Annotated in this window: 16 protein-coding genes; 9 read left to right on the top strand and 7 right to left on the bottom strand. The window is 40.4% G+C overall.

What is annotated here, in order from left to right:
- The first annotated feature begins 13 nt into the window (after window positions 1–13).
- The 3 genes from CH365_RS10165 to CH365_RS10175 all read left to right on the top strand — a co-directional run bounded on the left by CH365_RS10165 (window position 14) and on the right by CH365_RS10175 (window position 2943).
- The gene (locus CH365_RS10165) at window positions 14–1429 is read left to right on the top strand and encodes a jacalin-like lectin (protein ID WP_100768463.1); all 1416 of its coding nucleotides are present in this window, start codon (window positions 14–16) and stop codon (window positions 1427–1429) included.
- Window positions 1430–1565: 136 nt separating this feature from the next.
- Window positions 1566–2456 carry a DUF4349 domain-containing protein gene (locus tag CH365_RS10170; protein ID WP_100768464.1) on the top strand — a complete coding sequence of 297 codons (891 nt, stop codon included), beginning with the start codon at window positions 1566–1568 and terminating at the stop codon, window positions 2454–2456.
- Between the two features lie 88 nt (window positions 2457–2544).
- On the top strand, window positions 2545–2943 hold the full coding sequence (locus CH365_RS10175; protein ID WP_100768668.1) for a SufE family protein: 399 nt from the start codon (window positions 2545–2547) through the stop codon (window positions 2941–2943).
- Window positions 2944–2948: 5 nt separating this feature from the next.
- Here CH365_RS10175 and CH365_RS10180 read toward each other — a convergent pair whose 3' ends face one another.
- From CH365_RS10180 to CH365_RS19995, 4 genes are all read right to left on the bottom strand, one after another.
- The gene (locus tag CH365_RS10180; RefSeq protein ID WP_100768465.1) at window positions 2949–3503 is read right to left on the bottom strand and encodes a TPM domain-containing protein; all 555 of its coding nucleotides are present in this window, start codon (window positions 3501–3503) and stop codon (window positions 2949–2951) included.
- A 5-nt stretch (window positions 3504–3508) separates the two neighbouring features.
- Window positions 3509–4399 (bottom strand): TPM domain-containing protein, encoded by an 891-nt coding sequence (locus CH365_RS10185; RefSeq protein ID WP_100768466.1) that lies wholly within the window; start codon window positions 4397–4399, stop codon window positions 3509–3511.
- 14 nt (window positions 4400–4413) lie between these two features.
- The gene (locus CH365_RS10190; protein WP_100768467.1) at window positions 4414–5025 is read right to left on the bottom strand and encodes a LemA family protein; all 612 of its coding nucleotides are present in this window, start codon (window positions 5023–5025) and stop codon (window positions 4414–4416) included.
- A gap of 74 nt (window positions 5026–5099) precedes the next feature.
- Window positions 5100–5237, bottom strand: coding sequence for a hypothetical protein (locus tag CH365_RS19995; protein ID WP_008594787.1), 138 nt, complete (start codon window positions 5235–5237; stop codon window positions 5100–5102).
- Between the two features lie 138 nt (window positions 5238–5375).
- On the opposite strand from CH365_RS19995, the gene CH365_RS10195 reads away from it, so the two are divergent.
- Window positions 5376–7106: a GAF domain-containing SpoIIE family protein phosphatase gene (locus CH365_RS10195; protein WP_100768468.1), complete on the top strand. Its 1731-nt coding sequence runs from the start codon at window positions 5376–5378 to the stop codon at window positions 7104–7106.
- A gap of 242 nt (window positions 7107–7348) precedes the next feature.
- Here the strand turns inward: CH365_RS10195 and CH365_RS10200 are convergent, their stop codons facing one another.
- Window positions 7349–8293: a DMT family transporter gene (locus CH365_RS10200; RefSeq protein ID WP_100768469.1), complete on the bottom strand. Its 945-nt coding sequence runs from the start codon at window positions 8291–8293 to the stop codon at window positions 7349–7351.
- 63 nt (window positions 8294–8356) lie between these two features.
- Window positions 8357–8944: a hypothetical protein gene (locus CH365_RS10205; protein WP_244283108.1), complete on the bottom strand. Its 588-nt coding sequence runs from the start codon at window positions 8942–8944 to the stop codon at window positions 8357–8359.
- 203 nt (window positions 8945–9147) lie between these two features.
- Here CH365_RS10205 and CH365_RS10210 point away from each other — a divergent pair, with 203 nt between their 5' ends.
- The 3 genes from CH365_RS10210 to CH365_RS10220 all read left to right on the top strand — a co-directional run bounded on the left by CH365_RS10210 (window position 9148) and on the right by CH365_RS10220 (window position 11079).
- The gene (locus CH365_RS10210; RefSeq protein WP_100768471.1) at window positions 9148–9642 is read left to right on the top strand and encodes a hypothetical protein; all 495 of its coding nucleotides are present in this window, start codon (window positions 9148–9150) and stop codon (window positions 9640–9642) included.
- 78 nt (window positions 9643–9720) lie between these two features.
- A complete protein-coding gene (locus CH365_RS10215; protein WP_425268547.1) occupies window positions 9721–10428 on the top strand; it encodes an LIC_13076 family protein in 708 nt (235 codons plus the stop codon).
- 129 nt (window positions 10429–10557) lie between these two features.
- Window positions 10558–11079 (top strand): hypothetical protein, encoded by a 522-nt coding sequence (locus CH365_RS10220; RefSeq protein WP_100768473.1) that lies wholly within the window; start codon window positions 10558–10560, stop codon window positions 11077–11079.
- Between the two features lie 40 nt (window positions 11080–11119).
- Here the strand turns inward: CH365_RS10220 and CH365_RS10225 are convergent, their stop codons facing one another.
- Window positions 11120–11989 carry a class I SAM-dependent methyltransferase gene (locus CH365_RS10225; RefSeq protein ID WP_100768474.1) on the bottom strand — a complete coding sequence of 290 codons (870 nt, stop codon included), beginning with the start codon at window positions 11987–11989 and terminating at the stop codon, window positions 11120–11122.
- Between the two features lie 156 nt (window positions 11990–12145).
- Here CH365_RS10225 and CH365_RS10230 point away from each other — a divergent pair, with 156 nt between their 5' ends.
- On the top strand, window positions 12146–12649 hold the full coding sequence (locus CH365_RS10230) for a hypothetical protein (protein ID WP_100768475.1): 504 nt from the start codon (window positions 12146–12148) through the stop codon (window positions 12647–12649).
- 59 nt (window positions 12650–12708) lie between these two features.
- Window positions 12709–13755, top strand: coding sequence for a CapA family protein (locus CH365_RS10235; RefSeq protein WP_165782593.1), 1047 nt, complete (start codon window positions 12709–12711; stop codon window positions 13753–13755).
- The last annotated feature ends 14 nt before the right edge of the window (window positions 13756–13769 follow it).

A 13769-nucleotide genomic window follows, 5' to 3' on the forward strand; every position in this document is an offset into this window, starting at 1 on the left:
CGGAGAACCCAAAATGAAAATCGAACAAAGCAAAAAGGGAATCCCCCTTTTGATAGGAATCTTATGGTTCCTATTCAATTGCAACGGGGAGAAGGTCATAAACACGGAAAGTTTCCTGGGATTGATCCAGAAAACGGACCGGACGAAAATTGACACAAATTATTCGGACCTTGCAGTTATCGATACTGTAAACGGAACCGGAACATTTTCCTTACTCACTTATAATGTGGCCGGACTACTGGAACCATTTTCTAGTTCGAATCCAAGTGAAAATACACCCTACATGGGGCCATTAATGACCCCATTCGATCTGATCCAAGTCCAGGAAGATTTTAATTACCATGCAAGTTTGTATGCGAATGATGTGCATCCTTATAGATCCGCTACAAGTGGAGGAATGGGAATAGGTGACGGTCTAAATACATTATCCTATTTTCCATTTTCAGATTTCCAGAGGGTGGATTGGGATGCCTGCAACGGAACGGATTGTTTAACTCCAAAAGGATTTACTCTAGCAAGGCATAAGGTGGCACCCGGAGTATTTTTGGACGTATATAATTTACATACGAACGCAAGCACGGAAGAAGCGGATTTGGCTGCAAGAAGATCCAATATATTGCAAATATTGAATTTTATAGAATCTAATTCTGCCGGGAATGCAGTGATCGTGATGGGAGATACGAATACAAGATATACTAGATCTGGGGATAATATCCGAGAATTTATAAATCACGGATTTACGGACGTTTGGATCCAATTGATTCGAGGAGGATCTTATCCTACGCAGGGTGCAGATGCTTTGATGGATTGTGAGGGGCATAGAACAAGCACAGGTTGCGAGGTAGTGGATAAAATATTCTATCGCGGAAATTCGTATATTTCTTTATCACCTAGTTCTTATCTGATAGAAGATGCAAGATTTGTTCATCCTGTGACGGGAGTTCCTCTCTCTGATCATTATGCAGTTTCTTCTACATTCAATTATTCTCTTTTGCAGAATTTATTGTATAGCGATGCATTCGGCGGGCCTCATGGGACTGCGTTCAACGATGTAAATTCTCTAACTTCTTCTCCATCTGCTTCTAAAATTAGTTTAAGATCCGGATCCAGAGTGGATGCAGTTTCTTTACAATTAACGAATGGAACTGTCTTAAGTCATGGAGGGACAGGTGGAAGTTTACAAACTTTGAGCCTGGGAACGGGGGAATATTTAGACCAAGTAAAACTTTGTAGTGGCGTAAAAAGTGGTCATACTCGGATTTTTTATGCACAATTTCGCACAAGCCTAGCGAGATTCCTTACAGGAGGATCTACAACTTCCAGTTGTGTCACATATTCCGCACCTAATGGTTGGGGGATTATAGGATTTCATGGAAGAAGCGGGGATGAAATAGACAAATTAGGTGTGATCTTTGCTCCGGTTCCCTAAATGATCCGAAAAGTATTTCAACCAAACAGTCGATAAAAACGAAAGAATAAAAAGTGATTCATTTGTTTCTAATAGAAAGTTTCCTAAATATGTCCGAGGTTCGATGCGGGACGTATAGGATTTTTAGGAGAAATGAATGTTTCGCTTTCTAACTTCAATCTTAATCGTATCTTTTCTTTTCGTCTGCAAGGCCGAAAATTCCCAAAAACAATCCGAAGATCTTTCAGACTTACGTTCTAGATCCGCGTCGGCTCCAATGCCTTCTGCAGACGAACAACCGATGCAAGAGGCTGAGAAAAAATTGGCCGGCAAGGCGGGTGAAAGGGAAGAAGCAACACCGGAAGATCAGATCAAAACCTTTGCAACTCCTAAGATCGGAAACCTAAAGATAGGTAGGCTTTTAGAATATAAGGTAGATCTAAATTTTCAGACCAAAGATTTTATCGCGGCTCGAAAATTCTTATTAGAACTTTCCGGTAAGTATGGATTCGTGCAGAGTGAAAGTCTTCAGAACTGGGGAGGAGATACCGAACCGAGTATGACTGCCATCATCCACGTAAAATCTTCCGATCTATATCAGGTTTTGATGGAACTGGAGAAGATAGGCACACTCACTTCTGAAAATATCCAAGTAGAAGATCATACTGAAAATTATACATTAGAACAGATCCATTCCAGAAGGGAGAAGATCCGGGTCGCAAGAAGAACAGAACTTGGTGCAAGATCCACTCCTAAAAATGCGGCAGAAATTGAAGAATTATTAGGACAATCCGAAGATTCCGCAGACTCCGCAGAATTCGAAAAATGGAAAATTCTAGATAGAGTGACCTGGGCAAAGATCAGCATCCATATGTACGGTCCTAAAAAGCCGAAAGCAGTAGAAGTTCCTAGTTTCGGAGATGCCTTTATCGATCTGGCAAGTCTTGGTCTAAAACTAATACTTTCTTTGATCTATATTATTCCTCTAGCTTTGATTGCTGCGGGAATTTTCTACCTGATTAAATATGTGAAGAATCGTCTAAAATAAGAGAAGGGGCCTTGGGCCCCATCCAAATTATTTTGTTTCCGGGGGAGCCGTGGTTTTTAGCCTAGAAGAAAACAGCTTGGGGAAAAGGATGCCTACTCTGGAAGAAGCTCAAAAAGAAATTATCGCCGAGTTCTCGGAGGCGGCAGACTGGGAAGAAAGATACCAGATGCTGATCGAGATCGGGGACGAGCTTCCTGTTTTGGCTCCCGAATTAAAAACGGAAGATAGATTGGTCCCAGGTTGCCAGTCTAGGGTTTGGGTTGTTCCGGAAGAAAAAGAAGGCAAACTATTCATTCAGGCAGACAGTGATTCCGCGATCACAAAAGGAATGATCGCTTTATTATTACGGGTTTTTTCAGGAAGAACAAAAGAAGAGATCAAGTTAGCATCCCTGGAGTTCTTAAAAGAGATCGGTTTAGATAAACATCTTTCCATGAGCCGCAGAAATGGTCTCTACTCCATGGTAAATAAAATTAGAAGTTTCTAATATTTCTAACTTATATAAGGTTCGTTTGATATTTCGTTCGGATTTTTCTTTCCAGCAGGGAAGTATTTACTCAATTCTTCAGTTAGCTCTCTAATTCCCGTGAGTATTGCTTCCTTAGGAACATTTGATCTAAAACCTTCTCCTATTTTTGAAGAAATCAAATTTAAGTTTTCCTGTCCTATCTTTTTGTAGATTCCACGATCTGCCAGCGTTACAATCTTCTTTTCGGAAAGAAGAATATAGATCAGTATTCCGGTATTTTCTTCTGTATCCCAAACTTTTAAGAAAGAAAACATTTCTAAGGCTCTATCTCTCGCGGTTTTTCCTGAGAATATTTGAAAGAGTGGAATTTTTGTTTCGATCGCTACCTTTAATTCTCCTCTATGCGTTTTTTCAGAATCTGCGACCGCAGATGTGATTTCTCTTAGGTCTTTCGAACTAAAATATTTTCTTAATAAAGTAAAACCTGATAAAGGTCCGTTTCCTATCCTAAATAGGTCCAGGAAACCGGCAAAAATATTGCGTATTAGTCTTTCGGTTACAGAAGGATTTTTGCTCATAAGAATCACCAATCCGAAGAGGATCCTCCTCCGCTGAAATCTCCACCACCGCCGCTGAAAGAGTCACTGGAAGAAGATGAGGAACTCCAACCGGAATCGCTGGAACTATAGGAACTCCAAGAACTCCCGGACCATCCTCCTCCGCCTGAGTTTGGATTTTTGGCCGCAATGTATATGATACAAAGTAGTATGAAGAAGATCACCAAAAGTGGAAGCATTACTTCTAAAGAAAAACCTAATAATCCTCCCACCCAGTATCCTGCATATGTAGCAACTCCCGCCTGGAGTAAACTGAATAATTTTTTAAATATGAATCCTACTGCGATCCCTATAGCGACTAATGCACCTATATAAAGTCCGAAATTATCGTCTTCTGTTTCGGAACTTGACTCGTAACTTGTGGAGCTTGGTTCCGGTAGAGGTTCTCCATCTATTAACCCTAGAATTTTATCGATCCCTTGGTCAATCCCCTCGTAATATTTACCTTCTTTGAATAATGGTCTTACGTATTCCAATTGTATTCTTTTGCTCGTTATATCGGGGATGGCGCCTTCTAATCCTCTACCTATCTCGAAACGCATCTTGCGATCGTCTTTTGCGACTAAGAAAATGACACCGTCAGCTATGGTCTTTCTTCCTATTTTCCAATCTTCCGCTAAACGGATGGAATATTGTTCTATGGTCTCTTCTCCCGTTGTTGGGATAATGACCAAGACCACCTGGCTTCCTTTACGTTTTTCGAAGTCTTTTAGTTTATTTTCCAAATTGGAAACTTCTTCTTCGTTTAATGTGGAAGTTAGATCCGTGACCCTATGCGCCAATTTGGGAATAGGAATTTGGTCCGCGAAAATCCCGGAACAGAGAAATAAAATAGGAAGAAAGAGCAGTCTTCTCATCTGAGATCCAGTTCTTAGAATTGAACTTGTGGAGGTTTAGAAATTTCTTTTTCGTTCTCTACGCTGAAATTCGGTTTTACGTCGTAGCCGAAAATTTTAGCGGTGATTACATTTGGAAATGTCCTGACTGTGATATTATACTCTTGGACTGAGGTGATATAGCGGTTTCTTGCAACAGCAATTCTGTTCTCGGTACCTTCTAACTGAGCTTGTAATCCTATAAAACTTTTGTCTGATTTTAGATCGGGATATTTTTCTACCACCACCATCAATCTAGAAAGTGCAGAGGTCATTTGTCCTTGTGCTTGATTGAATTTGGCAAATAGTTCAGGATTATTTAATATTTCAGGTGTGGCCTGAACGGAACCTACGCTGGCCCTTGCCCTCGTTACTTCGATCAGAACTTCTTTTTCTTGAGCAGCATAACCTTTCACTGTATTAACCAGATTGGGGATCAGGTCCGCTCTTCTTTGGTACATATTGATTACTTCTGACCAGGCAGCTTTTACCTGTTCGTCTTGGACTTGGATCGTATTATAGCCGCATGAATTTGTAAAAAATAGAGTCAGACCGGTAAAACCGATCAGAAAACTTTTACGGATCCGAAAAAAATCGCCTTGGGACATTCGCACCTCCGACCTGCGGAATTCTGTAAGGAAAACGTCCCTTGGCAATCGGTTTTTTCTGACAACATTCTGTTTTATGCCGCCTCTTTTGGGAAATTTTCGTGTTTTTCCAGGGCTCTTTTACGGATTTCCTCAATGAGTTTGTCTGCGAGCATTTCAGCTAGTGCAGATATTTTTTCTTGGTTGATCGAGTTCCTATGTTCGGTTTTCATTGGCGCCTCCTTGTGGTCCGAATATAAAGATACACGGACCCCCGGACAAATTGGGTGGGCAGAAAATAAAAAAACCGGGAAAATTCCCCGACTGCCTCAACCGATAAATAGAAAAATGGCAAGGGCCGCCTGGTACGAATGGAATTGGATTATAAGACCCGACTCGAGGAAATCGAGAAGGTAGACGGTTATTTTCGTAGGTCCCCCGAAGGGATCTGGTCCTACGAGTTGGATTCTCCTTTAGACACCACTCTTCCCATTGAGGAACAGTGCAGGTTGATCTATGAGAATGCAAGACTCACTCATTGCAACGATACCATGGCAAGAATCTATGGATATCATAACGCGGATGAGATCAAAGGTGTTCTTTTAAAGGACATTGTCAGACTAACGAATAAGATGAATATGTTCGGTGTCGCCGAATTTGTACGTTCCGGTTATAAGACCCACGATACCGAATCCGAAGAGCTGGATCGAAAAGGAAAACGTAAATATTTTCTAAACACTGCTTTAGGCGTGGTGGAGAAGGGATTTTTACTTCGAGCCTGGGGAGTGTTGAAGGACGTAACTTCAATTCGTGCCGCCGAATCCAGGCTCAAAAGAACGATCGCATTAGAGAGTTTACTCACTCAACTCTCTAGATATTTTTTAAGTGTAGAACCTGGAAACACAACAGATGCAGTAAACCATGCTTTGGGTGAACTTGGAAAATTCTGCGGAGCGGACAGGGCATTTTTATTTTTATACACTCATGCTGGTCTGACAATTTCTAACACGAATGAATGGTGCGCAGATGGAATCGAGCATAGGATCCACCTACTACAAAATCTTCCTATAGAAACTTTTCCTAAATCAGATTACGATACAATTAGTAATAAGGGTCATATCGTTTATGATTCTTTGGATAATGTTCCTTCTACCCATGTTTCCTTAAGAAATCTTTTAGAAAGAAGAGGGACTCGTTCTTTAGTTGTGGTAGGCCTTTCCTCTCGTGACGAAGAGCTTGGCTTTATCGGATTCGATTCTGTTAAAGGTCAAAAACTTTGGACGGAAGAAGATATTTATATTCTGAGACTAGTGGGTGATCTAATCGTTCTGGCATTCGATAGACAAAAAAGAGAATCCGATCTGAACGATTTTTATGAAAGAATGAATCACGATTTGGAATTGGCGCGTCTCACCCAAAGGTCTTTGGTCTCCAGGGAATTTCCTAGTTCACCTTTTTATAAAATGGATAGTTATTTCCGTCCTTTCGAAAAAGTGGGAGGAGATATCATAACGTATATCCAACATGAGAATGGTGTATTGGATATTTTGTTCGGAGATGTTTCCGGTCATGGGATTTCCTCCGCAATGGTTTCAGGAATGGCAGTACTTTCTTTTAGGCATCATGCAAAGGCTGGCCTTTCTCCTGCGGAAGGTATCCAGCAATTTGTGAAAGATCTAAAACCTATGGTGGTGGAGCATCATATCGCTGCAGTCTGGGCCAGATTTTTTCCTTTGGAGAAAAAGTTGGTCTACTCTTATGCGGGCCATCCTCCTATCGTATTGTTTAGGGGAGAGGAGAAGATGGAATTGAAGGGGATGAATCTTCCTCTTCTGATATTTGATTCTATAGAATATTTTAATGAATCCATTAAATTGCAAAAAGATGATAGAATCGTATTCTACTCCGATGGGATGTACGAAGTATTTAATGCGGAAGGTAGAATATTAGATCTTCCAGGTTTTCAGGATATTCTGCTCCAACACAGAGATCTTGGAAATTTAGATGAATATTTAGACCAGGTTGTCTCAGAAGTATTCCAATTTTCGGAAGGTGTCTTCGGAGACGATATGGCAATGCTTGTGATCGATATTAAAGGATAAACTTTAATATGTTGGAACTCCTACGTGGGTTGAAGTGCGCCCCCGCCCTGTTCTTGGGTGGGGGGAGTGGCTCGTGGGAGAGAAGCGACTTTCCCTATATCAGAAAATCCTAAAATTGGCCAGTAGATTTTTTTGATCCGGCTCTGTGGGAACTGCCATAATTCACAGGATCTTTACAGGTCAAAATCAGATGGACTCCTCTGGCTTTTGTGATTTTGCAGCTTCGTTTGAATCTTCTCGAACTATTCTAAAACCTTTTTCTTTCTTCCTAACAAAAATACTCCGGAAAGAACGATAACGGTCCCGACTAGGTTTTCCCATGTGATGATCTCTCCTAAAAGGATTGCCGCTAAAAATAAAGTAAATACTGGACCCACACTTCCTGCGATCGATGCTTTATTGGATCCTATTCTTTGTATTCCTGCGGTAGTTAAGAATGCCGGCAACACCGTTGTCAAAAATCCTAAAGCAAATCCATAGCCATAAACCTGCCAAGGTTGATGCATTAGGATTTCATAATTTTTTGTGGAAAAAAAATGAATGAGTACGAAAACACCAGACCAGATCATCAAAAGTGCTGTGAATTTTCGAGAGCCCAATTTCGGGATCATCTGGCCGCTTCCTATCAGATAGACCGCATAGGCTAAGGCAGATAAAAATACTAGAGTTCCTCCGATCCATGCGGATTTTCCTTGGGCTTCTGCATCAGGCAAAAATGCCAGTAAGATGCCTGAGTATGTGAGGGCTACGGAGTAGATCTCGATTTTGTGAACCTTCTTCTTTAAAAAAACAAAACCCAAAAGAAGAACAAGTGCCGGGAATGTGAACAGAACCAGTCTTTCCATAGAGGCGGATAAGTATTCTAATCCCCAAAAATCAAAAAAACTGGCCATATAATAGCCGATAAAAGCGAGTAAAACCACGATTTCATAATCTTTTCTAGAGATCGGGTTCCCTGATTTTTCAGAAGTTTCTTGGTAAAGAACGAATGCGAAGAATGGAATGGCAAAAATCATCCTGAGCGCTAAAACGGTGACCGAGTCTATTCCAAATTTATAAACTAATTTTACGATCACTCCTTTGGAAGAGAATAATATTGTTCCTGCTAGAGCGTATAGATAACCCAATGTCTCTTCACTGAATCTTAAAGATGAATGTTCTCTAGGTTTCTCGGAAGTTTGGCTCATTCTTCCAGGTTTTTATATGCCCGATTTGATTAAAGTAGGAATTCCTAAACTCGGAAAACAAACCTAACGTCCCAAAAAGAAATAATTCAATTCCCTTCTGGAAGTGATAAACCCTCCTCCAGAATACGTCGCTGGGAAAAAAGAATCTCCTGCAATTTCGGACGTTGTCTTTAGATCTCGGATCTGACCGTAACATTCCGAAAGATAGAATGCATGTCCACACCCTAATAAATGATATCCTTCGTGAACTATAGTATTGGAGGCCCCGCCCACGAGTAAATGTCCAAGAGAAGCAGTATGAGCTAAAACAAATCCTCTGGTTCCTGTAGGACTGTCCACTGCTCCTAAAACTTCAAAAGTGGGGATGAAGAATAAAGCTAAAATATAAGAAGCGAATTCATATGCGATGTCGGAAAGTCTAACTCCTGCCAAAGCCAAAATCCGATCACAACCGTCGGGCAATTCCGCTTTATAAAGTTCTTCCATGATCGCTTTGCCTGTCCAGCCAGGCCTTTTCCAATCTTTTACTTGGGAAACTTTCGCTTGGAGATTGTATAGAATCAATTCTTCATTCCAAGAATTGAATAGATAGTCCATTCTTTCCGTTGAAACGTTTTCGTCCTTCCATACGCATACTCTGATCGTTTTCATTTTTCCGTATTCGTAGGTCTCCCGCACAGAGGATCTGTGAAATCCCACAGTGGTGCAGGAGGTTAATAAGATAAGAAGAAGGAAACGAATATGTCGCATGTTTGCAATTCTTTAGAACCTTAAAAAAACTCCTTGGAAAAGCAAGGACTTTCGTTCGATACTAATAGAGGAAGCTTGTGTCCACGCAGTCAAAGTTTTAAGCCATGAATTCTATAAAACCAAAGACTAAAAAACAATTGAAGAAGGCCCCTTCTAATAATAGATCCTCTTCTCCTTTGTTCCTACTTTTGGTGGGAATTCCATTTTGCTTCTTTTTGATAAGCGCAATGCTTGGGAGCGTGTTAAAGATAGATCGGGTTAGCTCGGAGTCAGCATTTGAGAATAGATTAAATCCGATCGAAAAGGCTTGGAGAGGCCTGAAATTGAAAGTATATGCGTATGAATACGGCTCTAATTATCGGAATAAGATCCCAGAGAACGAGGGCCGTGCCTTAGGTTTAATACGTGAATCCATTCTAGAATCCACTCTTCCTAGATATCTTTTTCTATTCCTGGCAATCGCCGTACCATTTTACTTTTTCGTAAGGTTGTTTAAGGACAAACCCCAGAAGAAGGCTTTATGGCCCGTGGCTATAACTGCGGATCCGAAGATTAGAAAAACTTCTACACTTTCCCCAAAAAAAATCATAAAGAATTAAAATAGATTTGATTACGTTATTATAGCATTTTGAACATGTCGTATGCTTCCAAGTAGACGATATTCGAATTTTTGCAAAATGATTACCCTAATTGGTGTAATCGTATTACTTCTCCAAAACTGTACTTTAGATAAAAGGATAGAATTCACAGGAGAAGATAAACTAGGCCTAGAATCAGGAAGTAAACCTTGCGAAGAACTAGTACATTATAATCGTTGGTTCGCTTTTTACGGTCTCTGGCGTATCCCTGGTTCGAGGGATATTGAGATAGAAAAGAAAGAAGGCAAGGTCTACTTCGCAGAGCATTCAGTGAATGGTTGGCAAGCGACGCTGAACGTGCTTACGGGTTTTTTCACTACTGTAGTATTTTATAAAGTTACGGTTACCGAATGCGATCTTGGTACAAGATTCGTTCATAGAGACCAATACGAAAAATTCTTTGAGGAAGAGAGGACAAAGGCTCATACTGAGTTCTTCTCCAAAACCGAAAGAGAATTGGAAGATGCTCTACGTAAGTATTTAGATAAGACAAGTCCGGCGGAACATGCAGGTAAAAATTATAGCATGATCATCCTGAGAACCGGTAAAACAACCGAAGCCAGAGTAGTGGGCCAAGATGTAGATTCCCTCAAACTGGAAACCGAGGATTCGAATGGCCAAAAGCACGAGTTTACTCTTTTGAAAAAGGAAGTGTATAAGGTAATTTTTGCCACTAAGATTATCAAGGTAAAGGACGCTCCTTCAACTAAAGAACCTGGAAAAGAGACAGGAAAAGAAAAACACTAATCTTCATGCGCATCCCTCCTTTGGGGGATGCGACTTCTGATTTTCAGTCAATAAATTTACTTATTATAAAAATCCTACTTGTGTATAGGTAGGATTTTCGCTTATCATACGGATGAAGGGAATTTTCCGATGTCACCTTATCGTTTTTTAGCCAATTCTGTATTTTATAAATTTGTAATATTTATCTTTGCGATTTCGGTTTTGGATTGTGGTTTGGCCTTAGGTTATCAATCTGAAGAGGCGGCCAAGGCGTCCCAGGAGAATAATAACGATCCTATTTTGGCTGCGTTAGGACTTAGTTTTGGAGGCAGCGGTTTAATAAATTTTTCTATCGGCAGCAGCCAGATCATTTCTACTTCTGGTAGCGTTAACTATACTATTACCGTTCCTAAATGGCCTACTTCGGATTCCGGCCAAATTGATTTAATTATCGAATGGGTTTCTGAAGATGTGGCTTGTTTAGATCCGTCTCCGGGTACATTTAGTTTTGTAAGTGATCAGCAGTATCCTAGAGTTTCTTCCACTATTACATTCTCCTGCGGAAAAACCGGAAGTGGGAAAATTTTACATACGGTAACTTCTGCCCCGGAATCTGCGACTTCTTTGGTCGGGACATCACTTGGCGATATATCTGTGACTATTACACCTTAACCAAGTCTGAAAAAATTCCAAAGAGAATTTGACTTAGGATTTACTTAACCACTCCGAAACAAACTGCCATCATATCTCCCTGGTCGAACTTTTTAACCGCCCAGTCTGCTACCTTTTTGGAAGTTTTATAAAAGATCCCAGATCCTTTTTTAGCCGTGAGCCCACTTCCATAGGAGATATGTCCCAATGGTATATAACCTAATTCATTTCCTAAAGAAATAATACCAGACAAACTATAATAATAAAGATGTTCCGGAACGTTTAGATATCTCCATTTAGGTCCCAGGTATTTTGCAAGAACTCCATATCTGCAAGTAGAAAGGATCATTCTTCCACCCGGTTTTAAATGTTTTAGGATTTTCTGAAGTGTTTCTTTTGGATGATGCAGATGTTCTATACTCGCCCAAAGAGTAACAAGATCGAATTTTTCTGTTCCTTCTAAATCCCAAGTTAGAAAATCTTTTTGCTCCACATCTAAACCTAGGCTTTCTTTTGCAAAACGTACAGGTCCGCTTGCTATATCCAATCCTTTGGTCTTCCAATTTCTACTCTTTAGATAATCTAAAAAATAACCTGCTGCACAACCCACATCTAAAGCGGACTTTTCCGAACCTAATAATCTTTCCCAATCGAAGAAACCTAAATCTTTCAGATTCAGATTGAATACTCTTGCGATTTCTTTTTTGGTTTCTTCGGAATAATAATTATCGTAACCTCTGTCAGTCCTTTGAGTGAAGTAGGAATCTTCATAATACTTGGAAACTTCTTCTAGGCTCGGTTGAGGGTTGACCTGAACTAATTTACAATTATCGCATTCTACTATTTGGAAGATCTCTCCTTTGGGACTTGCCTTGGAGAAGAGTGGGGTGAATTTGGAATTAGAACATGTATTGCAAGGAATAGATTGCATACTATAAGGATCGGCGATATAAAGAGTTTTCCGACATAAAATGGAGACTTTAGTTCAATTTTAAAGCTTGCTTTTTCGATTAATTCGTTGTTAAACGTATGAATGCGAACTTCTCTTTGCCTAAGAAATAAATTAATAACGAGCATTATCTTTCTTATGCTCATTGTCCATAACGTAAGTTGTGGGCTTGTGCTTACAGGAACGGATGTAGGTAAAGAATTCTTGGGTCTTTCGGAGGAAGATAAAAAAGATCCGGAAAAACAAGCTGCGGCTTTGCTTTCCTTAGTAGGCGGAGGCAATTCATTACTCGTTTTTACTCCGATCGCATTGACAGTAACAGCGGGGGCAACTGCAACATACCAGGTAAGTCTTAGATCGGTTCCTTCTGATTGGACGAGTAATGATGTGACAGTAGGCTTTGATATAGACGTATCTTCCTGTCCTTCTGGTACTTTTCCAAATTTTTGGCCTTTTACTTTTAGTCCTCCGTATAGTCCGGTAAACAATTTGAATTTTAGCACCACCAATTCCGGATCTTGTATTGTACGTTATTCAGTGAGCGGCGAAGTGACTTCGCAGGCTTCCGGTCTAACTGTAGGTGCTGATGCAGGATTTCTCCCATTATTGATCCAGATAAATAATGTCGTTGTAGGTAACTAAGGGACTTTATCTTAGAAAAACCGCTTTGCCAGGGATAGGGTTTCTAAAATCCTTCCCCTATGTATAGAATACTTGCATTGTCCTTTCTTTTGGGACTCTCTCTTTTATTTTCCCAATGTCAGCCGATTGATTCCGTAGAACCGGAAACTTTGAAGATCAAAGCGGTCGGAGATTTGGTCATGGGAACCAATTATCCGGAGAATAAACTTCCTGCTGATCCTAAGAACACTTTGTTCTCTCAGGTGGAACCGAGTTTGAGAGGAGCAGATATACTATTCGCAAATTTTGAAAGCACTCTAACTGATTATCCGCATTGTGCTAAGAATATAAATCGCCCTCTTATCTTTGCTTTCAGGACTCCTCCATCATATGCAAAAATCCTAAAGGATGTTGGATTCGATATAGTTTCTATCGCCAATAACCATAGTTTGGATTTTCACCAGCAAGGTTTCGAAGACACCGCTAAAAATCTTTCCGAAGCAGGAGTTAGATTTACCGGAAAAAAAGGCGCGATTACTTATATGAATGTAAAAGGAATTTCCGTGGCTTGGATCGGATTCAGTCATATGGAAAGTGCACATAACTATGTAAATCAGATCGAAGAAGGTGTAGCTCTCGTAAAAGAGGCCAAGAAAAAAGCACAATTGGTTTTTATCTCCGTTCATGGAGGAGCAGAAGGTGGACCTGCGTTGCACGTAAAAAATGAGCAGGAAAGGTTTTACGGAGAATATAGAGGAAACCTGGTCGCACTTTCTCATGCATTGATTGATGCGGGCGCAGACTTATTTATAGGTCATGGTCCTCATTTGCCTAGGGCATTCGAATTATATAAAGGAAAACTGATCGCTTATTCTTTAGGGAACTTTTTAGGATATAGAGTTTTTTCCACGAAAGGATACGGAGGTTACTCTTTGGTGTTGGAAGCTGATTTGGACAAACAAGGGAATTTTATCAAGGGTAAGATCCATCCATTGCAGTTAAGCCAGAATGGAATTCCTGCTCCGGATCCGGATGCAAAAACTACGGAGCTGATCCAATCTTTGACTAAATCGGATTTCCCGAGCAAAGGACCTAAGTTCCAGTCTGATGGAAGTTTTCATCCTTAATCTTAAGCCTCTTC

Source organism: Leptospira neocaledonica, assembly GCF_002812205.1.
GTDB lineage: Bacteria > Spirochaetota > Leptospiria > Leptospirales > Leptospiraceae > Leptospira_B > Leptospira_B neocaledonica.

Bases quoted from the DNA above. Each gene is read 5' to 3' on its own strand.
- CH365_RS10165 (WP_100768463.1), top strand. From the start codon at position 14: ATGAAAATCGAACAAAGCAAAAAGGGAATCCCCCTTTTGATAGGAATC.
- CH365_RS10170 (WP_100768464.1), top strand. From the start codon at position 1,566: ATGTTTCGCTTTCTAACTTCAATCTTAATCGTATCTTTTCTTTTCGTC.
- CH365_RS10175 (WP_100768668.1), top strand. From the start codon at position 2,545: ATGCCTACTCTGGAAGAAGCTCAAAAAGAAATTATCGCCGAGTTCTCG.
- CH365_RS10180 (WP_100768465.1), bottom strand. From the start codon at position 3,503: ATGAGCAAAAATCCTTCTGTAACCGAAAGACTAATACGCAATATTTTT.
- CH365_RS10185 (WP_100768466.1), bottom strand. From the start codon at position 4,399: ATGAGAAGACTGCTCTTTCTTCCTATTTTATTTCTCTGTTCCGGGATT.
- CH365_RS10190 (WP_100768467.1), bottom strand. From the start codon at position 5,025: ATGTCCCAAGGCGATTTTTTTCGGATCCGTAAAAGTTTTCTGATCGGT.
- CH365_RS19995 (WP_008594787.1), bottom strand. From the start codon at position 5,237: ATGAAAACCGAACATAGGAACTCGATCAACCAAGAAAAAATATCTGCA.
- CH365_RS10195 (WP_100768468.1), top strand. From the start codon at position 5,376: ATGGAATTGGATTATAAGACCCGACTCGAGGAAATCGAGAAGGTAGAC.
- CH365_RS10200 (WP_100768469.1), bottom strand. From the start codon at position 8,293: ATGAGCCAAACTTCCGAGAAACCTAGAGAACATTCATCTTTAAGATTC.
- CH365_RS10205 (WP_244283108.1), bottom strand. From the start codon at position 8,944: ATGAAAACGATCAGAGTATGCGTATGGAAGGACGAAAACGTTTCAACG.
- CH365_RS10210 (WP_100768471.1), top strand. From the start codon at position 9,148: ATGAATTCTATAAAACCAAAGACTAAAAAACAATTGAAGAAGGCCCCT.
- CH365_RS10215 (WP_425268547.1), top strand. From the start codon at position 9,721: ATGATTACCCTAATTGGTGTAATCGTATTACTTCTCCAAAACTGTACT.
- CH365_RS10220 (WP_100768473.1), top strand. From the start codon at position 10,558: ATGTCACCTTATCGTTTTTTAGCCAATTCTGTATTTTATAAATTTGTA.
- CH365_RS10225 (WP_100768474.1), bottom strand. From the start codon at position 11,989: ATGCAATCTATTCCTTGCAATACATGTTCTAATTCCAAATTCACCCCA.
- CH365_RS10230 (WP_100768475.1), top strand. From the start codon at position 12,146: ATGCTCATTGTCCATAACGTAAGTTGTGGGCTTGTGCTTACAGGAACG.
- CH365_RS10235 (WP_165782593.1), top strand. From the start codon at position 12,709: ATGTATAGAATACTTGCATTGTCCTTTCTTTTGGGACTCTCTCTTTTA.